The organism is Paenibacillus sp. J2R1T-4, assembly GCF_059692235.1.
Map to the genome: position 1 here is coordinate 1 of NZ_JCAUBA010000029.1, position 26,727 is coordinate 26,727.

Below are 26,727 nucleotides of genomic sequence, written 5' to 3' on the forward strand. Positions count from 1 at the left end.
GTCTCATTATACCTTTGTCTCTTGTCGCCCATCGTTAACACCTCTCGGTTTTGGTATATTCATTATCTGTTTACCGAGTTATGGGTGTCCACTTTTTATTCTAGGTGCAGTTCCACCTTTTTATATTGCAAACAGGCTCCACTTATTTGCTCTAAAGCGGAAAAACCGCGCTACAGCACGCGAAACGCCGCTTGGGCATTGCTCTAAAGCGGAAAATCCGCGCTACAGCACGCGAAACGCCGCTTGGCAATGCTCTAAAGCGGAAAATCCGCGCTACAGCACGCGAAACGCCGCTTGGCAATGCTCTAAAGCGGAAAATCCGCGCTACAGCACGCGAAACGCCGCTTGGCAATGCTCACTAAAGCGGAAAATCTACGCTACAGCACGCGACCACATAATTACTGATGTACATAAATGAATAAAATAAGTGTTCTGATGTACATAAATGATGTTGACAGCGCTATCGTGGTGTCTTATATTGGTGTTATAACAAGGAATGCATCCTATCTGGTGTATATAATTCGCGGAAATATACATCAGAGCATCAGAGGCATCGGATGATAGGTGAACGCCTTTTGGGAGTAAGCCATTCCAAAAACGGAGTGTTGTTCAAATGAAAACAAAACCAACGAATAAACAATTTCAACTTGAGCTGGATCAGATGGCAGAAGAATTACGACGGGATATTCACAATGGCACTTTTCCAGCCAACTCATTTTTGCCGTCTGAGTCAGAGCTTGCGAAGAGGTTCCAATTAAGCAACAAATCGATTCGCAAGGGAATGGAAAGGCTCGTCGAGGATGGGCTGATTGTCAAAATACCGCGAGTCGGAAACAAAGTGAACATGCAGCAAGCAAAAGTAACGCTGACATTGGCCTGCACGTTTTCAATCGAGCGCGATTTTAAGCTGAGCAGACTGGTAGAGGATTTTCAAAGGCTGCATCCCTGGATTCGCGTCAATACGGTACAGTATTCGGATATGCCTCAATTCGACGGGAATGGAAAAGACCGGTTTGCCGATGTGATTGCATTGGATTCTACTCAGTTTCAGCAGCTGAAGGAGGAGGGGAACTATTCGATGCTGGAGCCTCTTACCGGGTCTGAGGATGTGTACCCTTTTTTGAACGAAGCATTCCGGGCAGAGGATAAGCAGTATGTGCTGCCGGCTTTATTTTCTCCGATCGTAATGTGCTACAACCGGGCTCATTTCAAGGAATGCAATCTTCCGGAGCCGCATGGGGGATGGACCTGGGATGATCTGACGAGAAATGCGACAATCCTGTCTGAGAACAAGAACCGATTTGGAATCTGCTTTCATATTCTTTCGGAGAACCGGTGGCCGTTATTCATGCTGCAGAGCGGAGGGCGTTTCGAATGGGAAGGGACACGGCTTCGTGATATCAGAGGGACGAAGCTGCTGGAAGGGATTAAGCTCGGCAAGCAGATTATCCGCAACCGTGACATATTCCCGCTCTATTTGTCCGAGAACAATGACGATATTACTGAGCTGTTCAAGGAAGGCAAAGTTTCGATGATTCTTATCAGCTATATGGGGTTGAACGATTTTCTGAATACCAACCTCGACTACGATTTGTCGCCCTTGCCTTATACACATGAGCCTCGAACATTGGTAGTAGCTATCGGGTTCGGAATAAACCGGAATTCTCGCAATAAGGAGGCTGCCCGTCTGCTCACCGACTATTTTGCATCCAACCGGACGCAGAACCTGATAAGGAAGCATACATTGAGCATCCCTGCCATGCAGCAAGCAGATGAACCCGCCGAACCGCTTAAGCCTTGCCCAAGCCGATATATGATGTATCGTGAGATTGTATCTTCATACCGCATGCACAGTGAATTGAATATGCCATGGCGGTTGAATGTTGTGCTAGCCGGACAACTGAAGGCTTACTGGGCGGAGCTGTTGGACGACGAGGAGTTATGTGACCGGCTTGTTGATAAAATGTCCAGCAGGGAAGCGGAAAGTGTGACTCTTTGATCCAAGAGATCCTTTAAGACCGCCAGACCAATTGAAGGATATCAGGCAGGAAATGGGGGATTACGATGAGCTTTAAATCGACAAGAGTACTTATCATTGCAAGATGCAAGTACAAATTCGAAAATCACGTCATAAATCATTGCCATAACTTCCATCATCTTTTATATGTGGTAGGTGGAAGCGGAACCCTGTTCGCGAGCGGTGCCGGGTACAGAATGGACAAAAACGATATGTACATCATCCAGCCGGGCATGGATCACAGTTTAGTCTCGGATTCGTCCGATCCGCTATGTACAATTGAAGTGAAAGCCCTTGTCAACGATCCGCAATTGGATGCGTATCTCAAGCAGATGTCGCTGAAAATGGTCGTTCCCAATACCAAAATAAAGCTGATTCTGGAAGCCATGCTGGACGAAGCGACCCACTGTCGACCGCAATATAAGGAAATCATTACGGCTAATTTTATTGAAATCATCATGAACCTCCAACGCTCCAGCAGCATAGAGAAGCAGGAATCGGATTTTCAATCCGCTGCGAATCTAACTAGCCCATCCGGGAGAAGAGACGTTACCGCGAGTCTGATACCCGGCAAGTCCGAATTCGGCGATGACCTTGCCAGTATGACGCTGCAGTATTTCCACACGAACTATGATCGGAAAATCTTATTGAAGGAGCTTGCGCAGCATTTGACAGTAAGTCATGCTCATCTATGTCGGGTATTCTGCGATCGATATAAGGTTTCGCCGATGCAATATCTCAATAATTGGCGTATTCAGGAGGCCAAGGAGCTTCTCATCAATACGGAGATGTCGATTACGGAGATTTCTACTAAAGTCGGATTTCAAAGTGTGCACTACTTAAGCCGGCGCTTTACGGCCAAGGAGAAAATGTCGCCGCTGCAGTACAGGCAGAAGATGAAGGAGATCACAGAGCTGAAGATCGATGAGAAATTCGATATTGTCGATAATATGGTCGTCATGCATGGATAGTGCTCCGTCCTTATACCTGAAATAATAGACTAACACCATGGCCTCTAGAGCAATGTGCTCCAGAGGTTTTTCTATATCAGATCGGCATATCAAATGCGTACAAAAAATAATCGGTTTTTACTAAAGAATCCCTATTTCATCCCCTATATAATGAATCTGGTAATGGAATAAATCCTGGGTGCTGCAACGCCTATATAAGGTTTGAGAATAGAAACGGGAGGATGTAAGGTTATGAGTTTACGTGCAGGCGTGGCAAAAATCGATATTACCACAAGAAACGACGGGGTGCTCATTAGTGACCCTTTATATGCAAAAGCTCTAGTCCTGGATGACGGGAAGACCAAAGTAGTTATCCTTGCCATGGATGCTTTGGCGATAGGCGGGTTAGGCGATATAAAAGATGATTTTCTGCCTAAGCTGCGCAACCGGCTTCAGAATGAGCTTCACATTCCCGGCGACAATGTTCTGGTTAATGCTTCCCACACCCACCCGCAGGGGAGGTTGATCTGCGACGACGCCGAGCAAGTTGAGCGATCATTCGAGGCAGTCAGACAAGCTTTGCTTAATATGACTGAGGTAAAAGTCGGCTCTGGTTTCGGTCATGAAGATAGAATTATAATAAACCGCAACCTCAAAATGAAGGATGGCAAGCACTGGACAGTTCGTTATGCCCATCCGTGTCCACCGGACGAGGATGTTGCCAGTGTGGGGCCCATTGACCCGGCTATCGGTGTGCTCAGAATAGACCGCATGGACGGTCAGCCGCTGGCGGTTGTATATAATTTCGCCTGTCATCTTCTGATTGGCGTCCCGGATAAAGGGGTTACAGCTAATTTCGTAGGGTTTGCCTCAAAGGTCATCGAAGAGAACCTCGGCAATGGAGCCATGGCCTTGTTCCTGCAGGGAGCCGGCGGAGACATTCTCGAGGTGTATTTTAAAGACGTCAACCGTCCCAGAAACTGCGAACCAATCGGCACCATGCTCGGTCTGAGCACCTTGAAGGCAGTAAGAAGCATAGAGACTAAGGCTGCGGGCTTAAGCGTCCTTTCTGAAACGATCCAGCTGCCGCGAAAAACAGATATCGCTGATCGAATTGAAGCCAGTTTGCAAGATCAGGCCGAGCTGCTGGCATCCTTAAGAAGTACGACTCTGAACTTCAAAACGTTCCTGCCTCTGTATATCAAATACGCGCTTAATCCTGACTATCCGTCGGACTATTCCTATAGATATATGTATGAAGCTGAGATAGGCTCTAAGGAGCTTGTTTCTATGGATGCACATAACAGGGGGAACCTGGATCGATATCTTAACAATATACACTCTATGGAGAAATTGATAAGAATTCAGGAAGATATAGCTACAATGAAGACCCATCAGGCGATAAACAACGAGGCTGGGGAGTTGATCATTCCGGCTGAGGTACAGGGGATTAAAATCGGGGACTGTGTGCTTATTACCGCTCCGGCGGAGCTGCTAGTGGAGGTAGGCTTGAAGCTTAAACAAACATCGCCGTATGCGCATACTTTTATTGCGGCTTTCTCGAACGGTTACATGCACTACGCTCCCCCTGTCGACCACTACAGCAAAGGGGGGTACGAAGTCACGGAATGCCTGCTTGCCCCGGAATGGCAGTATGCTTATGAAGAGAAGGCCAACGAAATCATTCGCAGGTTGTAAAAGCTGAATATTAAACTCTGGCAATCGGTCGGACGTTCATTCGGTGGGCAAAATGCCATCCTGTTACGGCCTATGATAGGAGCAGATAACAATGCGCAAAATGGGTAAAACCATATTATTTCAAGGGGATTCGATTACCGACGGGGGACGGATCCGCAATGGAGATCCGCACCATGTATTAGGTCACAGTTATGCGTATATCCTGGCTGCTCAGCTTGGCTATGAATTAGTCAATGATCGTCCGAATTTCATCAATAGAGGGATCAGTGGGAACCGTGTTCCGGATCTTAATGCCCGTTGGAATGAAGATGCCGTCAGTCACAATCCGGACCTGATCAGTATTTTGATCGGAGTGAACGACGTTTATCGAAGGATCGCAGAAGAACCGCAGGGGATAGCCGACGGTTTCGAACGAGACTATCATCACCTGCTGGAGGAAACGAAGAAGCTGCTGCCGCAGGCTGGAATCATATTATGTGAACCGTTTGTCTTAAGAACGGGATCGACTGCGGATATATGGGAACAATTACGCGCCCGGCTGGATGTTTATGGGAAAATAGTCAGTCAATTAGCCGTAGAGTTTCAGGCTGTGTTCATTCCTCTGCAGGATCCGTTCGATAAGGCTGCAGAGAGAGATACCGCTGAATACTGGATACCGGATGGCGTTCACCCATCGGCAGCCGGCCACGAGCTGATTGCCCGAGAGTGGTTGACAGCTGTACAAAAGAGCAGTTTAGCAATATAAGCGCAAGTATAAAACACATCCTTCCTTAGTTAGGTGAGTTGCGGTGACTCCTCTCGCTAATGACAGGATGTTTTTGTCCTAACTGAGAAAGGAGAATGCATATGGAAAAACAATGGACCGCAGCTTGGATTATGGATCGTGAGTTTGCCGGGTTGCCGCCAATCAATATTTATCACAAGGAATTAGATAATGGGCAACGGGAGGAAAACAGACAGAAGCATAATCAGGAGCTCAAAAATCGCCACATGATGGCCAGAAAGGAATTTACTCTCGGCGGGATTGTATCTGATGCGGTTCTGGATATAACCGGCGATGATTATTACAAGGTGTACATCAATGGTCAATTTGTTGGACAAGGACCTGCACAGGGTAATCATTTTCATTATTACTATAACCGATTTGCGGTTGCGTCCTTTTTGAATAAAGGTGTCAATGTGATTGCGGTGCATGTTTATTATCATGGATTAATCTGTCACTCCTACATGAGCGGGGATCATCGCCAAGGTCTCATTGCCGAGTTAACGGTAGGGGGTCAAGCAGCCGCCAAGACAGATCATACGTGGAAATATCATATAACGGAAGAATATGGTCAAGGAAGCGTGATTGCCTACGATACTCAATTTGCCGAACATATTGACAACCGGATCAAGGTAAAGGGCTGGAGGGAGATCGGGTTTGATGACTCTAGTTGGCAGGCGGCGTTGGAATATGCTCAAGATGATCACCAGTTATTCCTGCAGCCAACACCGCCGCTGACTGTATATGACATGCCGCCATCGCAAGTACTTCCTATTGAGGAGGGAGGGTATCGGATTGACTTTGGTCAAGAGATTACCGGACAGCTTCGTTTAAAAGCACGAGGGGAAGCCGGGCAGGTTATCGAAATTCGCTGCGGTGAAGAACTAATGGATAATGGCCGAGTCCGGTATGATATGCGCTGCAATTGTCTCTATCAGGAGTTCTGGACCTTGTCAGGGCGTGATGATGATGAACTAGAGCTGTTCGATTACAAAGCATTCCGATATGCAGAGGTGCTTGCCGAGCCTGGCGTCCTATTGGACACCGAGAGCTTCTCTGCAGTAGTCCGGCATTATCCGATCGATGATGCTGCTGCCTGCTCGTTCGATTCGTCTAACCCGTTGTTGAATGCGATTTGGTCGATGTGCAGCAATGGTGTGAAATTCGGTTCGCAGGAAAATTACGTGGATTGTCCTTCCAGGGAAAAGGGCCAATATCTCGGCGACAATACGATCATCACGCATGCACATGCTTATCTCGCGGGAGATCTGCGGTTATTCCGAAAGTCGCTTCAGGACTTCGCTTTGTTAGCTTCCCATGTATGTCCCGGGATCATGGCAGTAGCCTCAGGCAGCTATATGCAGGAAATTGCCGACTTTTCATTCCAATGGCCGATGCAGCTCCTTCAGTATTATAAGCAAAGCGGCGATCTGGATTTTCTTAAGGAAATGTATCCCGTTGCCGAGAATATGCTGCGTCACTTCGAACAATTCCGCAGGGCGGATGGGCTGCTAGCGAATGTTACTGATAAATGGAACCTTGTCGATTGGCCAGAAAGTATGCGTGATGGTTACGATTGTAAACTCCACTATCCGATTAAGGACGGCTGCCATAATGTCATTAATGCCTTCTATTATGGTGCACTAACGGCTGTTTCCGAGATTCAGAATATATTACATGGGTCAAAAGCGGGCGATCTGCAGCTCGAGCTAGTCCGGGTCAAGGCTTCTTTCATTGAGATGTTTTACAATGCGGGCACCAAGCTCTTTGTCGATGCAGAAGGATCGGAGCATTCCTCGCTGCATGCTAATGCACTCCCGCTTCTGTTCGGCCTAGTCCCTGAAGAGGCGAGAGAATCAGTAGCAGCCCTAATTAGGGAGAAGCGATTAAGCTGCGGTGTGTACATGTCCTACTTTGTTCTAAAGGCTCTTGCCGAGGCGGGGGAATATGCTTTCATCTATGAGCTTATCACTTCAGAAGACCTCCATTCCTGGGGGAATATGCTGAAGGAAGGGGCAACCACCTGTTTTGAAGTGTGGTCCAAAGACCTGAAGGCGAACGCCAGCTTATGTCACCCATGGGCCAGCGCACCCATTCCGGTGCTGATCGAGGACATAGTGGGATTGAAGCCGGCAGCCCCGGGATGGAAGCAGGTATCCTTCTCTCCACGGCTGCCGGATTCCCTGAGCCAAGTTAAGCTAACGTTCCGAGTGCCTGCTGGAAACATCACTTTCGAGCTCTGCGATGGACGAATGAAACTGACAGTCCCTGAAGGTGTTACCGTTATTGAATAGCCAGGACACGGGATGGATGCAAGCCTAAATGATGCACAGGATAATTTGTTCTTGGCGGTCTGTTTGACATCAATAGAGTACAAAAAATAATCGGTTTTTACTAAAGAAACCCAAATCGATAGCTTATATAATGGGTCTGGTAAAGCGAAAAAACTATCATGGTAATAAAGTGGAGGAGTACAAACATGAATAAAATTCGTCTTGGTATTATTGGTTGCGGAGGGATGGCAAAAACTCATAGCGGGGGCTTCGGATATTTGGCAGACAAGGTTGAAATCGCAGCCACCTGCGACATTGTGATTGAGCTCGCCCAAGAGGCCGCTGAAGTGACAGGCGCGAAGCTGGCCGTTACTGATTATCATGAGCTTCTAGACCATGTTGACGCAGTGCTTATCGTACTGCCGCATGATCTTCATTTCGAGGTTGCGATGACCTGCCTGAAGGCAGGCAAGCACGTGCTCGTGGAAAAGCCGATGTGCAATACCGAAGAGGAGTGCCTCGAGCTCATCCAGACATCAGAGGAAGTAGGCAAAGTGCTGATGACTGCTTATCCGGTTCGGTTCTGGCCGATCGTATTGAAGCTGAAGGAGCTTCTCGACTCGAAGGCATACGGCGAATGCTTCCAGTTGTCCATCTGGACCGAGCAATATACCCGTTTATATGACGGGCATTGGGGGTTGTCCGCAGATCGCCTGGGTGGAGGGCAATTTTTCAGCCACGGGTGCCATTACGTCGATCTTATGCTCTGGATCATGGGCCGTCCGGTGCGCGGAACCCATCTTGGGACAAACTTCGGAACGCCTTGGATGGAGAAGGAAGGCACTAGCAACGTAACGATCGAGTTTGAGAACGGTGCACTGGGCTACCATTTCGGCACGTGGGGCGCGAGAGGCACGACGCTTGGCTGGAGCATTCACGCTCACTGCACGGGAGGGATGCTGGAGGTCAACCGCAACGATAATAAGCTGTACGCGCATACGCAGATGAAGGAGGAGAGGGCCAACCTCGAATCTGAGTCCACTCATGAAGTGCTCTATGAAGGCGATTCGAACGGCAAGTTCACGCAGCATGAGCTGGAGCATTTCCTGGATTGCATCCATACCGGCAACCGCCCGATTACGGACGGCCCTACGAGTCTACAGGGGCTTCGCGTCATTTGGCAGTTGTATGAAGCGGAGAAGAACGGTACCGTCGCAGATTTACGTGGATTGGGCTTGAACGATGATTGGCAGGCAGTGCAGCTGTCCGGCAAGGCGGAATAGCTTGATTCATACTAATAGAGCCGAACGAAAACGGGGCTGCTATCCCTGATTTCGCCAGGCTTTTTTTACATTCTGTGTAAGGCTCAATCGCACTAAGCACTAAGGATTTTACCCTTAATAATTATCGTTCAGATAAGTTTCCTCAAATCAACATCGTACAAAAAAAATGCGGTTTTTACTAAAGAATCTGAAATGGATCCCTTATATAATTGTAAAAGTAAGAGCAAGACAATACAATGTTCACTAAAAGGAGGTTGTTGTCTTTACCTATATTGATGGCGCTTCCATCATCAGGGTACCTTGGAACAGGAGAACAATCTTACGAGCACTGGCAATCATCAAGGGGTGAATAAACAAACGAAAGATAACAGCAGCCTAGACTTGGGTGTCGATGAGGGAATCATAATTGACGGGTTGTGTGCAATGGTGAACGAAATCTTAATAAAGGACATGGAGGAGATTAAACATGATTAAAACGTATAAAAAATCGGTGTGTATAACCATGATCATCCTGCTGATTAGTGTTATTCTTGGCTGCAGTAAAGAGGAACCGACAACACCTATAACGAGTGCGGAGCCAACAAAGCCGCCTATAGTGAACACCGATCCGGTCAACCTAAAGATCATGTATTTCAACACGTTGGTGTCGAAGGAAGCGGTTGAGCAATTTATTTCCAAGCCTGTGAAGCAAAAATATCCGCATATCAATATCGAGTACGTGGAAGTAGCAGCTGGTGTTTCTTTGCCGAACTTGATTGCTTCAGGACAGAACATTCCTGATATTGTGATCACGGATTACTCCAATTTGTCGAGCGCGATAGATCTCGGTTATCCGATGGATCTCCAAGAATCCGTGAAAATGGAAAAAATTGATCTGAGCAAAATGGAAGCGAGTCCCCTTGAAGGTGTAAAAGCGCTGGGAACCAAGGGAGAATTGTATGGATTGCCGCTTTATTTGGACAAATATATGATGTTCTACAACAAGGATATCTTTGATCGGTTTGCCATTCCTTATCCAACTGGCGATATGAGCTATGCGGATCTGGTCAATCTTGTGAAAAGGCTGACCCGATCAGAAGGCGGGGTTCAATATGTAGGGTATCGGTGGGGTGATTTATATACCTTCGGCTTCCAATTCGGACTGCCTGTCATTAATGCCAAAACAGGAAAAGCCGACCTCCAATCAGAAGGATGGAAGAATGCGCTGTCTCTAATGAAGCAAATGGTAGATATGGGCGTTGACAATAAAATTACTCACGAGACTTTCCTCAAAGAGAAGCGCCTCGCCATTTATCCGCAATGGATGGGAGCTGCTTACGGGTTATTCGAGAAAGAAGCAGGAGGCTTGAATTGGGACGTAGCCCCTATGCCGTATTCCAAAGATTCACCAAAAACGTCAGGACCAACCAAACCGATTTATTTATTGGCTTCATCGGTTAGTAAGAACAAGGCGCAGGCAATCGCAGCTATTTCTTATGTGACTACATCACCAGAGGTACAAATGCTTCTTTCCCAGCATGGAAGAATTAGCGTCTTGAAGGATGAAGCGATCCAAAAGCAATTCGGCACGAAGCTTGCTGTGCTCGCAGGTAAAAATGCAACCGCTGTATTCAAATATCCGTTCGGCAAGCTTCCGAATACGACTGCCTATGAATCCCTGGCATGGGATGGATTAGATACTGCCCCAGCTAGCATCATGAAGGGAATAGACGTCAACACAGCTTTGCGAACCGCGGAAGAAGAAGCGAATAAGAAGGTCGATGAATATTTGAAAACGAAGAAATAACATATTAAGCAACTTTCGTTTTCAATCAGGTTACTACCAAACAGGGGATTTGGGCATCCCGAAGCAAGCAGAAAATGGCCTGTTGTTGAATCTGGCGTTTAATCCCAGATTCCTGGCTTCTGCTCTTGTCTTCTGGCCCGAATCCCTTTTGCTTTGGCTCTTTATAGGTTCAAGATCTAGTGAATGTCTGGAGGTAATTATACGAAAGGGAGGAATAAGGATGTCGGTGAATGATGAATTGGAACAAGCTAGAACGCCAAACCAGGATCGAACAGGGGAGCGTGGATCAGAGAGCTTTATAAGCAGGAGAAAGCTTTTGTTTTCATTGGGTATGGCGGGTGCTGCTCTGGCATCAGGTAGCTTGGCACTGGCTGCAGGAGGCTCAGAAGAGGCCAGTAAAAGCGGCGGCAGCTGCTGTTCTACCAAAGTGACGCAAATTCTGGATATTGCCAGTCTGTCCGGATTGTCGGGCTCTTCTGACGGAGAACAGCTCTTGGTTCTTGGATATCATCCGGACACTTCGGTTGGCGGCGGTCGTTTGTTCTGGAACTCAACCGTTGCACGGAATCAACATGACGGAGGGAAGTTCTTTTCACCTACCGTTCCATGGACAACAACAATTGCTGATTATCTGAACGGTGTAGGCGAGACAGCAGGTATGACACTCGGCGTATGGGAACGGCCCGATTTTACCGCTTGCAGCCTGTACGATTGGGGCGGTATTTACGAAGGCAATTGCGTGGCGTCTATGAATGCAGCGTTAGCTTCTGATGTAGTAACAATCAAAGTCCCTGATAATGTTACCCTCGGCGCGCACACGTTCGATTGCAATACCAAAATCATTATTGGCGGCAGTGGAGTTGCGTTTACGGGTGTAAGTGCGGGTTTTCGTCCAAGAGATTGCCAGTACATTGAGATACGTGATTTCAAAGACATCGTAATGTCAACGAGTATTGGAGATGCTCATATATTCGTAGCACCTGCTCCAGGGGCGGATGTTGCCAGATTCATCGTTCACAATTGCTCGGCTAGCGGCGGCGTTATTGGTGTTGCGGCAAGCTTCGAAAGCGGGAGAACGATTGGCCGCTGTGAAATTACACATAACGATTTCAAGGATCAAATTGGCGAGGAAGGCGGGCAGGGCTACGGGATCCAGTACGCGAACGAGAATGCTACAGGAACTGCTATTATCGCCTACAACAAAGTTACAAGAGCAGGGCGGCATTCCTACTATGTGGCCCGAAATGCTGGTGGACTAGTTGAGCTTATCGGTAACGTCGCTATAGATCATCGGGAGAATGCTGTTATCACCAGAGATAATTTTCGTCCAGCCTTTACAATTGCTAGGGCCACTAATGTTAAGGGGTATGGAAATTGTGTAGACGGTTATTATGATGGCGCATGGGCAATCGATTGGGAGAATGAGGCTCCCCCTAACCCGCTATATGCCAAAGCGATTGAAATTTTTGGGAGTTTAATAAGAAAACCGAAAAACATTTTGAATTCGATTTCATTCGGTCTGCAATCGCCAACGGCAGAGGGTTTGCGCGGCATTAAATTTATCGGTGTCGATTACGAGTGTGATACAGTGGCAGCCCCGTTATTTGCTTTCACCTACGGTCATGATTTGTTAATCAGTAATATATCGGCACGTTTTAAGAATATGACTGGATTTTTTCGCCTTGGTCTTCTGACTGGGAACTCCGCAGCCGATTCATCGAATCATGTCATTGAGAACGTAAATGTCAACGTTGTGAATAGTCCGTCAGCAACATTATCCGTGTTCCGCATCCAGCTAGGCTCAAATACAGATCAGATCAGCACCAGCATACGGCATGTGAAATACGTTTCTGATGCGGGCACCAACATGATGTTTGATTCGGCCGTCTATGTGACGAACCCCCTGATCGAATTGATTGGCGTCGACGAGGACGGATTCGTAGGCGGACCGCTTGCGCGGACTAAATTCCCTTCCTTGCCATGGAACGGGCAGAGTAGTGCAGCAACTATAACGACCCCGGTCGGAAGTCTTACCCCTCGATATTTTGGGCAGGAGTGTTATTTGCAGAACAACAATACTTTCTGGAAAGCAAATGGGCTGACCAGCACGAACTGGGTACAGATCGGCTAGCGACCCTCACCTCACTACCAGGTGTCATGAAATCCCGAAAGATCAGTAGGAATAGAAACGGAGGAATCGATGATGTCAGATCGAGATATACAGGAACAAGAAAGGACGCCAATTCCGGATCGTGCAGGAGAACGGGGATCGGAGAGCTTTATAAGCAGAAGAAAGCTCTTGGTATCATTAGGTGTCGCGGGTGCTGCTCTGGCATCGGGAGGGCTGGCCCTAGCTGCTGGACGCGGCATTGAAGAGGAAAAGGGGGCGGAACGTCGCAGCGAGAACTGCTGCTCCTCCCGAATCCAACAAATTCCGGACATTGCCACACTGCGCACAACTCCAGGGTCTTATGACGGCGAACAGGTGTATGTCGTTTCCCATAGCAGCGTCTGGAATGGGAGCCCGATATTGGGGAGAGGGCCGTAAGGAGGAGGCATGTTCACGCGCATATCTGTGAGTGATCTGGCCAATCCGACAGATAACAACGGTACGATCATTATTGTTGATGCCAATATAGCATGGATTCGCGATGACACATTGGAATGTCGAGTTGAGGACTTCGGCGCTATCCCTGACGGTGTAACCAATAACGACACTGCTATACTAGCTGCAATAGCATCCATTCGGGCAAACCCTGTTGTCATCTTGCAGGATATTGGAGCGGGTACTATAACTGCCTATACTTCTGGCAGAGTTGTGTTCGGGCGAGGGGTGTACGTTGTATCGCCCGATGTGCTATACATTACGCAGGACATGGGGCTGCAGCTTGTAGGTCAGGGGTATCGCGGTACTAATAATGCCATTCGGGGTACAACGACTCTCCTGTTCTCAGGTGAATCGAATGGCTTCGGCATTCGCTATTATGGCGCAGGGTCAAGATCGGGTCTGATTCAGGATATGGATATTTGTTATGCTAATGCGAGTTTTACAGGCGACCTGATTGACTCGTATAGCTCACCCGGATTAAAGCTGAACCGTGTCTTCGTAGGGACCTTTGGCCTTACGGCCCAAACTAGAATAAGTACGGCAAGATGCGGTGTGCGAGCGACTTTTGACGAGTTCAATCATTTTGAAAATGTCACATTCGATGGTTTAACGGACGGTTGGTGGAGTGATGACCTTCGAGAGTCCAATCCCTTTGGCGGTACGTTAACGAGCTTTGACAACTGTGTGTTCTACGATATTACTAACAATATGATTCGTCACGACGGCAACCGGACCCGTAATGCATTAACGATTAGAAACACGGCATTCAACCCGATTCAAGTAAGCTGTCAGCGGGCAATCAAAGTGGATAACATCGATGGTATCCATATCGATACATGCGTATTAGCCGGATCTACCACTCACAAAGCAGACGTCGAATGGGTTAAGGTTACCAACGCAACGGGGACGATCCATTCCACTTCATTTAACGATTTCTCGAAAGCAGGAACATTGGGCGGTATGCTGGAAGTAACCGGAAACATCGTGTACTGCACGGACGGGTTTACTTTGATCGGCGGACCCATTCGAGCAGCGAACAATGAATTCTCAAAAGCATCCGCGGCTTACCGTGTTAGTCCTGCTTATCCCTTAACGATGCAGTTGGGGCCGGATCTGTTCAAGGGTGATGTTGGGGTCTCCTATTACATTACGCCTGATGCCGTCGATCTTAGCGGTCGGATCATTTACGCCCCAGAGCAAGATGCTTCCCCTAATAAGTTTATTAATCAGGGCACCAGAGTAACCGTCACCAGCTCAAGCGGGCATACAGTGTCGGTTGGAGATGCGAATTATAGTATATCAATCCTCCATACCGGACGTAATTTCGCATACGCGGTTAACGGCGTTCAGAGCTTTGAATTACCGATTCCGGCAATTGGGACAGAGATCGGTGTCATGGTGATCGGCACGGGAAGAAAAACACTAACCACACCGGCCGGAGTGAGCATCATTGCAGGCACAGGAAGTGCAATCACCAGCCTGTATAGCGAGAAACCAGGCTCCTATATTCGTCTCAGCGCCTTTGGTGTGTCCACTTGGGTAGTAACCAGCAAAACCGAGGGATGGGTTATATAAATTTGCAGAGTCATGCACCGAGTTGAGCAGAGTGGAATTATTTACAGTTATTTGTTATAGGGACTTATTGTGGGGGCCGCGGAAGCGGCTCCTTTTATTGCGATTGTAGGTTAGTCGTGAATACGACTATTAGTGAAGTTTGATTAACTACTCCCAAGGATCTAGGTCGCCTTTGCAGTTGGATTCTCGCCACTAAAAATAGTTCAACAGAATTCAAGTGCAACAGCGATTGTAGCCCATCTTTCTACCCTCTTACGCGCCAACCTGATATCCAACGCCAAGGATCGTCCGACACCGGGTGGTTTTTCTAATATCGTTCAATCGGTAGAATTCGTTTGCGGGCGTGAGTTCCCTCCATAATTCAAACCTTCACACTAAATTCATACCCGATCCTTTACACTAGTAACAAGAAGCTGTTACAGCGTTTGCATCCGTTAGCAGAAGGGGTGTTTGCCGTGTCACGTATTTTATTCAATCATGTATTCAAGCTGTACGGGAAAGATAAATCGCCCGTCGTCAAAGATTTCAATCTTGAAATCAATGATAGAGAGTTTATGGTGTTCGTCGGTCCGTCCGGTTGTGGAAAGTCCACGACGCTTCGAATGGTCGCGGGACTCGAGGACATCAGCAAGGGTGAGATCTACATCGGTGACCGTCTGGTTAACGATTTGCCGCCGAAGGATCGGGATATCGCGATGGTGTTCCAGAATTACGCGCTTTACCCGAATATGTCCGTCTATGAGAACATCGCATTCGGACTTCGTCTGCGCAAAATTCCGAAGCATGAAATCGATATTGGCGTGAAACGAGCGGCGCGTGTGCTCGAGATCGAGCAATTCCTCGATCGCAAGCCGAAGCAACTGTCCGGCGGACAGAGGCAACGGGTAGCACTAGGTCGAGCCATCGTGCGTGAGCCTGAGGTATTCCTGATGGACGAGCCGTTGTCGAACCTGGATGCCAAGCTGCGCGTCCAGATGCGCACCGAGATCATTAAGCTGCATAAGCAGCTTGGGGTTACTACAATCTACGTAACGCATGATCAGACCGAAGCGATGACGATGGGGAACCGAATCGTGGTCATGAAGGACGGGATCATTCAACAGGTGGATACGCCGGAGCAAATTTATAACAATCCGGTCAACACTTTTGTAGCCGGTTTCATCGGCTCACCGCCGATGAACTTCATACAAGGTCGACTAGAGGAACGTAACAATCGACTTGAGTTTCATACGAACCGCTTCGCTCTCGAAGTTCCTCCGGGCAAAGCCGCTGCTCTGCGCAGCAAACATCAGGTGAACAAGGTAGTCCAGCTAGGGGTGCGTCCAGAAAATATTAGTGCGGAGCCGATCATGTTCGAAGCATTCCCGAATGCTGTCATTACCGGTGTGCACCAGCTAAGTGAGCTGATGGGTGCAGATCGGTTCGCCTATCTGGACATTGGCAATAAGACCAATCTTGTCGTAAGGGTTAATCCTCGTATTCTTTTTGATGAAGATACCAAGGTGGAAGTAGCGATTGATATGAACAAGGTATTGTTTTTCGATGTGGATTCAGGCGCAAGATTAATTGACTGACCATGGGGGGTTATGCATGTCATGAGCAGCAAACGAACGGTGTGGCGCCCCGCGGCGATAATCGCTATGGTTGCGGCCATTCTAATATCAGGTAATATTCCCTCTGGGCTGGTCCCGGCGTATGCAGACTCCGCTCCTCAGCAGCAAGCGGCAGCTGTCGATAAGCAATCCTTTCAACTGAATGATGAGCTTGGTGCTTATTATCTAGACGTACTGGCTGATTGGACTAAGAAAGGCTACAAGCCTGCTGCCCAGAGAAGTCCTCAAATTGTGCAGGGGTCTGCAATTACGGCGCAATCCGATACCAAGCTCGCCTCCGTTGGCTCCTATGAGGGCAAATCCGGGGTACTGATCTGGAAGAGCGATAGGGAGAACTGGATCGAGTATGTTGTGGATATCGCGCAGGAAGGCCTCTATGAAATGTCGCTTTCCTATCATCCCTATAACGAATCCAGTCAAACCGGGTTATCTTCCAACCGTCATCCGGCTGTTCTGTCCTTGCAGATTGACGGTGCTTTCCCTTACAGGGAAGCCAGAGCCTTAACATTCCGCAGAAAATTTCAAGATGACCTTCCAGTGAAGAAGGCAAGCAACGGGGATGATATTCGTCCTCGTCCCATCGAGCTTAGAGGATGGTTGACAGAACCGCTGGCCGATTCGGCTAGCAGTTACTCCCAGCCGCTGCAATGGTATTTAAGCAAAGGCAAACACACTTTGCGATTCGCCGGATCGACTCCGATTGTTGTCGAATCGTTGTCCCTGAAGGCGCCGACTGTTATTCCGGACTATCAACAGGTTGCGGCCTCATACAAGAAGGGGGAAGCAGCCCAGAACGCTGCCACTCAGACGATTCAAGCGGAGCAAGTAACGTGGAAAAACGATGTAGCCATTCAATTGGAGTCGAATAAGGATGCGTTTATGAAGCCCAGAACCAATGGGAACGTTATCTTCAATGGCCTTGGCGGGGATCGTTGGCAGTCAGGCGGACAGACCGTGGCTTGGAATATTGAGGTGCCGGAGAGTGGACTTTACCAGATTGCGATGCGCACTTTCCAGGGATATTCTTCGAATAAATCGGTTTTTCGGTCCATTGCGATTGATGGCAAAGTTCCTTTCAAGGAACTCCAGGAGTATCGGTTCCCTTATTCATACAAATGGAGTGGAACCAGCCTGGAGGATGCAGGGGGCAAGCCCTATGAGTTCTACTTGGAGAAGGGGAAACACCAGCTTAGTATGACGGCTACGCTCTCCCCTTTCCTGCCTGTTATTGTCCAAGGAGAGCGGGTCACTAACCTGCTCAGGAAGACAGATGAGGACATCAGGGCCATGACGGGTGGACAGATCGATCGCAATCGCACATGGAAGATTCGTGAGGAATTCCCTGAGCTTCTCGAGCAGCTGGAGTCGGCGAAGACAGAGCTGAAGCTGATGTCTGAGCTCATGCTGGCCGCTAACAAGCAGCGGGACAATACGATTCAGACCATCCAAACGACACTGCAGGATTTAACCGATTATCTGAAGTATCCGAATGAGATTCCTTACCATATGGACGATATATCCAACATTATTGAACGGATTGGCGGTATTCGTGAGGTTCTGATTCGTTCACCTCTTATGCTCGATCAGATTTATCTGGTTCCAGCGGGCAAATCATTGCCGAAGATGGAAGCAGGTTTCTGGCAGAGAACGAGCAATACGGTTCGTAACTTCATTTACTCCTTCACCCGTAAGGAAGATATTAATCAAGTCGATGAGGATACGCTCAATGTGTGGGTAAACCGCAGCAGAGACTACGTCAATCTGCTTCAGGAGCTCGTAAATGAGACGTTTACACCGCAGACAGGCATCAAGGTCAAAGTAAATTTATTGCCAAATGAGAATTTGCTTGTGCTCGCTAATGCCGCCGGGCTTTCACCGGATGTGGCGCTCGGACAGCCGCAGGACAAGTCCATTGATTTCGCTATGCGCAACGCCCTTCTGGACCTGACGCAGTTTCCTGATTTCGAGAAAACGGCCAAGCAATTCGCACCAGGCGCAACCTTGCCTTTTTATTACAATGGGGGCTATTATGCCCTTCCCGAGACCCAGTCGTTCAAGGTGCTATTTTATCGCAAAGACATCCTGAAGCGGCTTGATCTGAAGGTTCCGGATACGTGGAACGATGTTTATGAGATGCTTCCAACGCTGCAGCAAAATGGATACAACTTCTTTGTGCCTCCTGCTGACAACCTGCAGTTCTTTTATCAGAATGGCGCTGAGTTCTTCTCCAAAGATGGGATGAGAACAGCCATGAACACGCCTGAGGCATTCAAGGGCTTTAAGCAGTGGACAGATCTGTTCAATATTTACAGTCTTGAGAAGCAGGTACCTAATTTCTTCCAACATTTCCGCAAAGGTACCTATCCAGTCGGAGTGGCGGATTATAATACGTACTTACAGCTGTTGGTGGCTGCACCGGAGCTGTCTGGCTGGTGGGGAATTGCGCCAATGCCAGGAACCAAGCAAGCGGATGGAACTGTCGCCAGGTGGGCGGCTGGAGGACAATCGACCGGATTTATTTATAAATCCTCCAAACATCCGCAGGAATCATGGACTTTTCTGAAATGGCTGTTATCAGCAGAAACGCAAGAGTTGTATGGCTCTAATCTGGAGTCGTTCAACGGTGCGGCATTCCGCTGGAATACGGCTAATATTGAAGCTTTCACGAAATTGCCGTGGCCGAAGGATGACTTGCAAGTGATTCTGGAGCAATGGCGCTGGTATAAGGAAGTGGCGAACCTGCCCGGTTCTTATTTTCTGGCGCGAGAGCTCAGCAATGCCTGGACTCGCACGGTCGTTGACGGGATGAATTATCGTGAATCGTTAGAGGAAGCCATTAATAACACGGATCGAGAGATGGTCCGCAAGCAGCAGGAATTCGGATTCGTCACGGCCGATGGTCAAGTAACGCATACGCTCGATCTGCCGCAAGTTACAGTTCCGTGGGAAGGGGTGAATAAATATGTCGCAAAGTAATCTGGGGAAGCTGAGCAATAACGCGGCCTCTCCTGCAAAAGAGCCCATAACGCTTCGTCTCAAAAGCTTCCTGAAGCTATTGTGGAAATATAGGCTCTCCTATGCGTTCATTGCTCCTTTTATGCTCTGCTTCATAGCTTTCATCCTGGTCCCTGTCATCCTGGCGGTTCTGCTCAGCTTCACGTATTTCAACGCGATCGAGCCGCCCAGATTCATTGGCTGGCAGAACTTTCAGTATCTGCTTTCCCAGGACCTGATTTTCTTGAAGCACGCTCTCCCTAATACGATCAAATTCGCTGTCATTGTTGGTCCAGGCGGTTATGCTGCAGCCTTTCTGTTGGCTTGGCTTATCGCACAGCTGCCTGGTAAAGCAAGAACCTGGTATGCTCTCGCGATGTATACGCCTTCACTGACTGCAGGAATCGCGATGGGAATCGTGTGGCTGCCCTTACTAACAGGGGATCGGATCGGATATTTGAACAGCTTCCTGTTGAAATTCGGGTTCATCCAGGAGCCCATCCTGTGGGTCACCAATAAGGCTTATTTAATGAACTCCATGATGGTAGTTACCCTTTGGTCAAGTATGGGAGTAGGGTTCCTGGCCATGCTTGCAGGGTTGCTCGGAGTGAACCGGGAGTTATACGAGGCCGGACGTCTGGATGGCATCAAGAGTCGATTGCAAGAAATTTGGTACATTACAATTCCTTCGATGAAGCCGCAAATGTTATTCGGTGCTGTAATGGCGATTGTAGGCACATTCAAGGCTGGTGCGATTGGCACAGAGCTGTCAGGACAATTTCCAACACCAGAATATGCGGGTACGCTGCTGATCACTCATATTCAGGACTATGGGGAAGTGCGATTCGAAATGGGTTATGCCTCCGCCATCTCTGTATTTCTGTTGCTGATCATGTATATGTCCAACCGATTGGGATTCCGATTGTTCGGAAGCAAGGGGGATGAATAATGGCTGCCATCGTCCGTAAGATGAAACATGCAGTAAGCTTAACCAAGCTACGCAGATCGATACTCGTACGCTCAAGCACATTTGACAAGCTGTTGTATGTGTCGCTAACCCTATTCGCTCTGTTCATGCTGCTGCCTATTGTATATATATTTAATCATTCGTTGAAGCCCTATAGCGAGCTGTTCGTGTATCCGCCGAATATCCTGGTGCGGGAGCCCACACTGCAGAGCTTCATGGAGCTGTTCATAGTTACAAGCTCTTCGGTCATTCCAGTTACCCGGTATTTGTTCAATAGTGTTATTGTCGCCGTTCTGGTCGTTGTCGGCACCATTTTTGTAAGCACCTTATGTGCCTATCCGCTCTCCAAGCATAAGTTCCCAGGACACAAAGCGCTATTCGCTGTTATCCTGCTATCGCTCATGTTCGCTTCCGAGACGGTACAAATACCGAGTTATCTGGTTGTTGTGAATCTCCATATTATTGATACGTATTGGGGACATATTTTGCCGCTTTTGGCTGCGCCGGTCAGCGTCTTCTTGATGAAGCAGTTCATCGATCAAGTGCCGAATGAGCTGCTTGAAGCTGCTAAGGTGGATGGAGCTCATGAAATACGCATATTCCTGCAAATTGTGATGCCCATCTGTGTTCCTGCTGTTGCAACGATTGCTATATTGGCCTTCCAGGGCACTTGGAACAATGTGACCAGCTCCTCGCTCTATATGCAGGATGAGGCGATGAAGACGTTTCCGTTCTTTTTGTCCACCTTGACCAATGGGCTGGTGAATAATGTCGCAAGGCAAGGCGCGGCAGCGGCGGCAGCACTTATTATGTTTGTACCGAATTTCCTTATATTCCTGTTGTTTCAGAGGAAGGTCATTGCCACTATGGCGCATTCAGGAATTAAATGATGGGCGAAGAAGGGAGGTGCTTCCCATGTATATAAACAATAAATTTCGGCATGTAAGGATCCTGCTAACGATAGCCTGTGTTGCCGTTCTGCTGTTCCTGTGTGTGCCGATTACGGCCTCGGCCGAGGTGACCTACTGGACGAACTCGAAGGATAGTGACGGCTCTTTGATCTACACTCAACCAGCCTACTACCCTGTTGGAGTTCTGGGGAATGGACTTAAGGTGCCGGACAAGGATAAGCCTGGGGTGATGAATGCCTCCCCCCTGCAGACTCCGAAGGATGTTTTCATAGACAGCAAGGATCATATCTATATCGCGGATAGTGGGAACAACCGCATAGTGGAGTTAGATCCAGCCGGCATATGGCTTCGCTATCTGACCGTTTCGGAAAGCCCGCTGAATAAGCCGGAAGGTGTGTTCGTTACAGCGGATGGTGATATTTATGTGGCTGACACGGGGAATAAGCGGATCGCTCGTCTATCGAAGGACGGCAAGCTAATCAAGGAATATAAGCTCCCTCAGTCCAAATTCATTCCTGCCGATTTTAAGTTCGATCCTATAAAATTGGTTGTAGATAAGCGGGGTTTCCTGTACATTGCCACGCTTGGCGGCTATCAGGGGCTGCTCCAGCTTGATCCGGACGGGAATTTTCAAAGCTTCTACGGGGCTAACCCGACTGAACTATCCGCACTCGACCAACTCAAGAAGATGCTCTATACGAAGACTATGTATCAAAATGAGATGAGTAAGCTTCCTGGCTCCCTGAGCAGCGTGGCGGTGGATAAAGAAGGGTTTATTTATACAACTACATCGGGTAATATCTCGGTAAATCAAGTGAAAAAGCTGAATATCCGCGGTCTGAATATGATTCAGTACAATACGGATCAGGTCAGCAAGGTGTCTCGAACATTCGGAGAAATACGGCCGCGGGATCGGAAATTCGTGGCAGGCCAGGGCTTCGCCAAGCCGCAGCTCATTGACGCCGCCATAGATAATAACGGGAATATTACAGTCATTGACGGCATGTACAAGGTGATCAGTCAATATGATGCGAACGGCAATCTGCTCTACTTCTGGGGAGGGCCTTCCTCGGATTCAACAACCCAGCTTGGACTAATGAAGAACCCTGTGGCAATCGATGCGAACTCTCGCAATGATCTGTTCATTCTGGACGGTCAAGAGGGCATTATTCAAGTGTTCAGGCTGTCCGAATTCGGCTTACTAGTGAATAAAGCGAATGGGCTCACGATGCAAGGGCGGTATGAAGAGAGCGAGAAGCCGTGGAAAGAAGTGCTGCGCAACAACAGGTACTTCACTCCAGCCCTGCTTGGTCTTGGCAAGGCCGAATATAAGAAAGGCAACTATGAACAAGCGAGCCAGTACTTTTATGACGGAGGAAGCCGCAGCGGATATAGTGATGCCTTCTGGCAAATACGGCTTAATTGGTTTCAGTCTCATTTCTCGACATTGGCAACAACTGTGATCGTCATAATTGCTGCTTTCATGCTTTTCAATCGAATCACCCGCAAAGCCGCCTGGAGAATAGCTTGGCATAACCGCAAGCGCTCTTCTCTTCCCATTGTTGTGCAGCTGAAGCAGATGTTCACCATCCTCCGTCACCCTATTGATGGTTTCAGTGCGCTTCGCTATGAGAATAAAGGCAGCTATTGGAGCGCGTTAGCCATTCTTCTTATGGTCTTCGGTTCTATATCGATCATAGCGCTATATACGGGATTCACGTTCAATACTGTGGATACACAGCGGCTTAACCTTGTGCTCCTGTTCGGAGAATTCCTCATCATTTGGCTCGGTTGGGTCGTATCCAACTACTTTGTCAGCTCCATCTATCGCGGGGAAGGCCGATTCCGTGACGTATTCATCGCGAGCAGCTACGCGCTTGTACCTTTAATTTTCGTAGGTATTCCGCTTGCGGCACTTTCCAATATCATGACCCTGTCGGAGCAAGCCATTTACAATTATATGTTTGACGGAATGGTGATCTGGATCGTTCTTATGATTTTCTGGAAAATCCAGTCTCTGCAAAATTATTCGGTGGGGGAAACGAGCATTAATGTCGTCCTCAGCGCATCTGCTTTCATTATGATGGCTGTCTTGATCATGATTACATTCGGATTATCCAGCGATATGTCATCCTTTATTTATGAAGTGTATCAGGAGGTGAGGGTGCGATGACCAGGTTTCTCAAACAGCTCCGTTGGATCGTGCCTCTGCTTCTGCTGGCTGCTGCAGTAACCTATGTCGTGACTCACCTGCAGATTGAATCCATTGAACGTGCCTCATCGAATGCAAGTGCTAATGCTAACCCGCCAGGTGCGGTTAAGGTGAATCAAGGACCGGGAGAGCTTCCTAACGAGGCGAATTTCAAGGTTGTCGGTGAGAATGAGAGGCTTAAGCTTAAGCTGGATGCTGCTACTGCACAATTTATAGTGGAAGACAAACGCGACGGGCGTATATGGCGCTCATACCCGGACCCGGAGCAATGGGCAGGAGAGACTAGCCCTGGATTATGGCGTTCTCATCTTCGATCTCCCATCATGTTTCAATATATTGACCTATCTGGTGCCAAGACACAGCCGAAGGAATCGAATCTTCTGGATCAGCAAGGGAAGATCAAGGATTTGCAGACGTTCGAGGGCGGTTTTCGGGTGACCTTCGAGATGCCTGCTGCGCAGCTGACGATTCCTATAGAAGTCAAGCTGGAGGGAGACTCGGTAACAACACGAATCATTGATTCCGGCATACAGGAAGGCAAGCTCAGCCTATTGTGGGTTCGCTTGTATCCGTTCTTCGGCGCCGAGCGTTCTGTAGGTCAGGATGGGTACATGTTCATCCCGGATGGCTCGGGTGCACTCATTGATTATGAGCCAGACCATGGCAATATTAATCGGATTTATCGTGAGCCGGTATTTGGACGGGATATTGCTTTTCAGCTAGACAATAAAATGGAGAATTCCCGCCGAAAAGTAACCATGCCCATATATGGGGCGAAGAACGAGAATACCAGCTTTTTGGCCGTATTGGAGGAGGGAGCTGAATATGCGGAGGTCCTTGCTTCACCATCCGGAGTGTTCAGCACCTACAACTGGATTACAGGCCAAGCGAACTATCGGAACAGCTACAAGCAAGTGACGAACGAAGCGAGGGGACGATTCTTCATCACCTACAATAAGAAGGAACGGTTTCATTCCGATCGGGTGACTCGTTATCTCCTGCTCGACAGCTCCAAATCTGACTATGTGGGTATGGCCGAGCGTTACCGTCAATATTTGATGGAGACGGCCAATATGAAGAAGCTGAAGCCTAAAAGCAACAAAGTACCTATGGATATTGTGATCGTGGGCGCAGATTCATCGGCAGGTTTAATAAAAGATCGTTACGTGAAGGCCACGACTACGACAGAAGCGATGCAGATGATTCATCTCTTATATGGACTAGGAATTGACCAGATGAATGTCCGGTACTGGGGCTGGCAAGAGGACGGGATCGGATCTTCCGAAGCGTTAACTCATGTAGATCGCAGGCTTGGGGGAACAGCCGGGATGAAGGAATTCGTCAATTTTGCGCAGAAGCTGGATATCCCCGTCTTCCTGCAAACCCGGTACACGCATCATAATACAAGAGCGGGCGGGTTCTTCAGCCGCTTGCATGGATTGCGTGACTTGGGCGGAACTCCTGTTAATCCTCTGGCAAGCCTTAAATTTATAGAGAGCCGCGTATTGGAGAAGGATATTGCTTATTACAAGGAGCTCGGCATTGAAGGGATCGAAGTACACGGCATTGGTCAAAATCTGAATAGCGATTATAACGCGAATTATGGTGCTTCAAGAGAAGAAAGCCGCGCCATCCAGCAATCATTTCTAACCAGACTGCGTGAAGGTGTCGGCAAAGTAATCAGCAACCAATCTAATTTCTATGCCATGCCTTACAGTGACGGTATTGTTGAGCTTGCCGATGATTATTCTTTCGATCTGTTCTCCACTGCAGGCATTCCATTCTCGCAGATCGCGATTCATGGGCTGATTCCATACACGTCCAAGTCATCGAACGAGCGTGATCAATTCCGTCAAGACTTCTTGCATGATCTGGAATACGGCTCGAATCCTTCATACACCTTCACCCACTCCGCTTCGGAAGACTTGAAGCATATCGACCATCTGTTTATGTATAGTCCGGCCTATAAGGATTGGGAGCAAACGGCTGTACAGGAATATCAGAAGTGGAACGAAGCGTTGGGGGATGTACAGGATCAATTTATCGTAAACCATCGCATTCTGACAGATCAAGTTAGGGAAACGACTTACGCGAATGGGAAAAAGATCATAGTGAACTACGGTTTCAGTCCCTACACGTATGAGGGCAAAACTATAAACGCGGAAGACTACTTGATTGTGAAAGGGGGCGAGAAGCGATGAAGATCTCGACGCGCAAGCTTAAATCCTCATCGATTCGAAAATTCGAGGGCTCCTTGTTCATTGCTCCCTGGGTTTTGGGATTTATCATCTTCATGGCTCTTCCGCTCGCATACTCGTTCTATATGAGCTTTCACCAAGTGAGAATTCTCGCTTCGGGAGTTCAGACCAAATATAGAGGATTGTATTATTACAAGTACATCCTGTTCGAGAACGGCAGCTTGCTGTACAACCAGCTCATTCCGTTTCTAAGGCAGGCGTTAATGATGCTGCCGATTATCGTGGTGTTCTCCCTGCTGGTTGCCATTATGCTTAATCAGAAGTTCTGGGGGCGCACCTTCTTCCGGGCGGTGTTCTTCTTACCCGTCATTTTCACTACGGGGCAGGTTGTAACCGAGTTTATTAGTCAAGGTGAAGGCAATATCGATTTCTTGTCCCGATACAATTTGACCGCGCTTATCGTAACCTACGTACCCGCAGCATGGGCCGAGCCTATCGTCAGGGTTCTCGATTCCTTCGTGCTTATCCTATGGTACTCTGGTGTGCAAATTCTGATATTCCTGGCTGGAAGGCAGACGATCCCTCTTTCGGTATATGAAGCAGCGCGAATAGATGGTGCGAACCCTTGGGAAACGTTCTGGAAAATTACATTACCCGCGATGATGCCTTTTATACTGCTTAACTTGATTTATACGACGGTAGATTTGTTTACTTTTCCTGGAAATCCGATTTTGACGCAAGTCAATACAGCCGAATACGGACTCTCCAGTGCGCTTGCATGGATCTATTTTGTGATTATCTTCATCTTTCTTGGCCTGATCTACTTTATGTATAGCCGCGTCTTCCGCTCTATGCAAGCGGCCAAATCACGATAGGAGG

The 26,727-nt window shown here is 48.2% G+C and carries 18 protein-coding genes; all 18 read left to right on the top strand.

The genetic code is table 11. The annotated features are described in order from the left end of the window. Positions 1 to 191: 191 nt before the first annotated feature. The 18 genes from AC58QD_RS29965 to AC58QD_RS30050 all read left to right on the top strand — a co-directional run bounded on the left by AC58QD_RS29965 (position 192) and on the right by AC58QD_RS30050 (position 26,723). Positions 192 to 362: a hypothetical protein gene (locus AC58QD_RS29965; protein ID WP_497338717.1), complete on the top strand. Its 171-nt coding sequence runs from the start codon at positions 192 to 194 to the stop codon at positions 360 to 362. A 251-nt stretch (positions 363 to 613) separates the two neighbouring features. Beyond that, on the top strand, positions 614 to 1,999 hold the full coding sequence (locus AC58QD_RS29970) for an ABC transporter substrate-binding protein (protein WP_497338718.1): 1,386 nt from the start codon (positions 614 to 616) through the stop codon (positions 1,997 to 1,999). A 65-nt stretch (positions 2,000 to 2,064) separates the two neighbouring features. After that, positions 2,065 to 2,988: an AraC family transcriptional regulator gene (locus AC58QD_RS29975; protein ID WP_497338719.1), complete on the top strand. Its 924-nt coding sequence runs from the start codon at positions 2,065 to 2,067 to the stop codon at positions 2,986 to 2,988. Positions 2,989 to 3,219: 231 nt separating this feature from the next. After that, positions 3,220 to 4,665 (top strand): hypothetical protein, encoded by a 1,446-nt coding sequence (locus AC58QD_RS29980; RefSeq protein ID WP_497338720.1) that lies wholly within the window; start codon positions 3,220 to 3,222, stop codon positions 4,663 to 4,665. A gap of 91 nt (positions 4,666 to 4,756) precedes the next feature. Then, positions 4,757 to 5,410, top strand: a complete 654-nt coding sequence (locus AC58QD_RS29985) for an SGNH/GDSL hydrolase family protein (RefSeq protein WP_497338721.1) — start codon at positions 4,757 to 4,759, stop codon at positions 5,408 to 5,410. Between the two features lie 101 nt (positions 5,411 to 5,511). Continuing rightward, positions 5,512 to 7,722 carry a family 78 glycoside hydrolase catalytic domain gene (locus tag AC58QD_RS29990; protein ID WP_497338722.1) on the top strand — a complete coding sequence of 737 codons (2,211 nt, stop codon included), beginning with the start codon at positions 5,512 to 5,514 and terminating at the stop codon, positions 7,720 to 7,722. A 185-nt stretch (positions 7,723 to 7,907) separates the two neighbouring features. Beyond that, positions 7,908 to 8,984: a Gfo/Idh/MocA family protein gene (locus AC58QD_RS29995; protein ID WP_497338723.1), complete on the top strand. Its 1,077-nt coding sequence runs from the start codon at positions 7,908 to 7,910 to the stop codon at positions 8,982 to 8,984. Between the two features lie 466 nt (positions 8,985 to 9,450). Next, on the top strand, positions 9,451 to 10,770 hold the full coding sequence (locus AC58QD_RS30000) for an ABC transporter substrate-binding protein (RefSeq protein ID WP_497338724.1): 1,320 nt from the start codon (positions 9,451 to 9,453) through the stop codon (positions 10,768 to 10,770). Positions 10,771 to 10,990: 220 nt separating this feature from the next. Continuing rightward, complete coding sequence (locus tag AC58QD_RS30005) at positions 10,991 to 12,901, top strand: putative phage tail protein (protein ID WP_497338725.1); 1,911 nt, start codon at positions 10,991 to 10,993, stop codon at positions 12,899 to 12,901. A gap of 69 nt (positions 12,902 to 12,970) precedes the next feature. Continuing rightward, on the top strand, positions 12,971 to 13,318 hold the full coding sequence (locus AC58QD_RS30010; protein ID WP_497338726.1) for a hypothetical protein: 348 nt from the start codon (positions 12,971 to 12,973) through the stop codon (positions 13,316 to 13,318). Positions 13,319 to 13,327: 9 nt separating this feature from the next. Beyond that, positions 13,328 to 14,953 carry a hypothetical protein gene (locus AC58QD_RS30015; protein ID WP_497338727.1) on the top strand — a complete coding sequence of 542 codons (1,626 nt, stop codon included), beginning with the start codon at positions 13,328 to 13,330 and terminating at the stop codon, positions 14,951 to 14,953. 455 nt (positions 14,954 to 15,408) lie between these two features. Beyond that, positions 15,409 to 16,527, top strand: a complete 1,119-nt coding sequence (locus AC58QD_RS30020; protein WP_497338728.1) for an ABC transporter ATP-binding protein — start codon at positions 15,409 to 15,411, stop codon at positions 16,525 to 16,527. 21 nt (positions 16,528 to 16,548) lie between these two features. Beyond that, entirely contained in the window at positions 16,549 to 19,542 is a 2,994-nt protein-coding gene (locus tag AC58QD_RS30025; RefSeq protein ID WP_497338729.1) for an extracellular solute-binding protein, read from the top strand. Next, positions 19,529 to 20,509, top strand: a complete 981-nt coding sequence (locus AC58QD_RS30030) for a carbohydrate ABC transporter permease (protein ID WP_497338730.1) — start codon at positions 19,529 to 19,531, stop codon at positions 20,507 to 20,509. Before AC58QD_RS30025 ends, AC58QD_RS30030 begins: the two co-directional genes overlap by 14 nt. Beyond that, positions 20,509 to 21,417, top strand: a complete 909-nt coding sequence (locus tag AC58QD_RS30035) for a carbohydrate ABC transporter permease (protein WP_497338731.1) — start codon at positions 20,509 to 20,511, stop codon at positions 21,415 to 21,417. Before AC58QD_RS30030 ends, AC58QD_RS30035 begins: the two co-directional genes overlap by 1 nt. Before the next feature lie 25 nt (positions 21,418 to 21,442). Further along, positions 21,443 to 23,611 carry a YIP1 family protein gene (locus AC58QD_RS30040; RefSeq protein WP_497338732.1) on the top strand — a complete coding sequence of 723 codons (2,169 nt, stop codon included), beginning with the start codon at positions 21,443 to 21,445 and terminating at the stop codon, positions 23,609 to 23,611. Beyond that, a complete protein-coding gene (locus AC58QD_RS30045; protein ID WP_497338733.1) occupies positions 23,608 to 25,851 on the top strand; it encodes a DUF5696 domain-containing protein in 2,244 nt (747 codons plus the stop codon). Before AC58QD_RS30040 ends, AC58QD_RS30045 begins: the two co-directional genes overlap by 4 nt. Next, positions 25,848 to 26,723, top strand: a complete 876-nt coding sequence (locus AC58QD_RS30050) for a carbohydrate ABC transporter permease (protein WP_497338734.1) — start codon at positions 25,848 to 25,850, stop codon at positions 26,721 to 26,723. Before AC58QD_RS30045 ends, AC58QD_RS30050 begins: the two co-directional genes overlap by 4 nt. Positions 26,724 to 26,727 lie beyond the last annotated feature (4 nt).

Bases quoted from the DNA above. Each gene is read 5' to 3' on its own strand.
- AC58QD_RS30025 (WP_497338729.1), top strand. From the start codon at position 16,549: ATGAGCAGCAAACGAACGGTGTGGCGCCCCGCGGCGATAATCGCTATG.
- AC58QD_RS29970 (WP_497338718.1), top strand. From the start codon at position 614: ATGAAAACAAAACCAACGAATAAACAATTTCAACTTGAGCTGGATCAG.
- AC58QD_RS30005 (WP_497338725.1), top strand. From the start codon at position 10,991: ATGTCGGTGAATGATGAATTGGAACAAGCTAGAACGCCAAACCAGGAT.
- AC58QD_RS29975 (WP_497338719.1), top strand. From the start codon at position 2,065: ATGAGCTTTAAATCGACAAGAGTACTTATCATTGCAAGATGCAAGTAC.
- AC58QD_RS30045 (WP_497338733.1), top strand. From the start codon at position 23,608: ATGACCAGGTTTCTCAAACAGCTCCGTTGGATCGTGCCTCTGCTTCTG.
- AC58QD_RS30010 (WP_497338726.1), top strand. From the start codon at position 12,971: ATGATGTCAGATCGAGATATACAGGAACAAGAAAGGACGCCAATTCCG.
- AC58QD_RS30000 (WP_497338724.1), top strand. From the start codon at position 9,451: ATGATTAAAACGTATAAAAAATCGGTGTGTATAACCATGATCATCCTG.
- AC58QD_RS29985 (WP_497338721.1), top strand. From the start codon at position 4,757: ATGCGCAAAATGGGTAAAACCATATTATTTCAAGGGGATTCGATTACC.
- AC58QD_RS29990 (WP_497338722.1), top strand. From the start codon at position 5,512: ATGGAAAAACAATGGACCGCAGCTTGGATTATGGATCGTGAGTTTGCC.
- AC58QD_RS30040 (WP_497338732.1), top strand. From the start codon at position 21,443: ATGTATATAAACAATAAATTTCGGCATGTAAGGATCCTGCTAACGATA.
- AC58QD_RS30050 (WP_497338734.1), top strand. From the start codon at position 25,848: ATGAAGATCTCGACGCGCAAGCTTAAATCCTCATCGATTCGAAAATTC.
- AC58QD_RS30035 (WP_497338731.1), top strand. From the start codon at position 20,509: ATGGCTGCCATCGTCCGTAAGATGAAACATGCAGTAAGCTTAACCAAG.
- AC58QD_RS29995 (WP_497338723.1), top strand. From the start codon at position 7,908: ATGAATAAAATTCGTCTTGGTATTATTGGTTGCGGAGGGATGGCAAAA.
- AC58QD_RS30030 (WP_497338730.1), top strand. From the start codon at position 19,529: ATGTCGCAAAGTAATCTGGGGAAGCTGAGCAATAACGCGGCCTCTCCT.
- AC58QD_RS29980 (WP_497338720.1), top strand. From the start codon at position 3,220: ATGAGTTTACGTGCAGGCGTGGCAAAAATCGATATTACCACAAGAAAC.
- AC58QD_RS30015 (WP_497338727.1), top strand. From the start codon at position 13,328: ATGTTCACGCGCATATCTGTGAGTGATCTGGCCAATCCGACAGATAAC.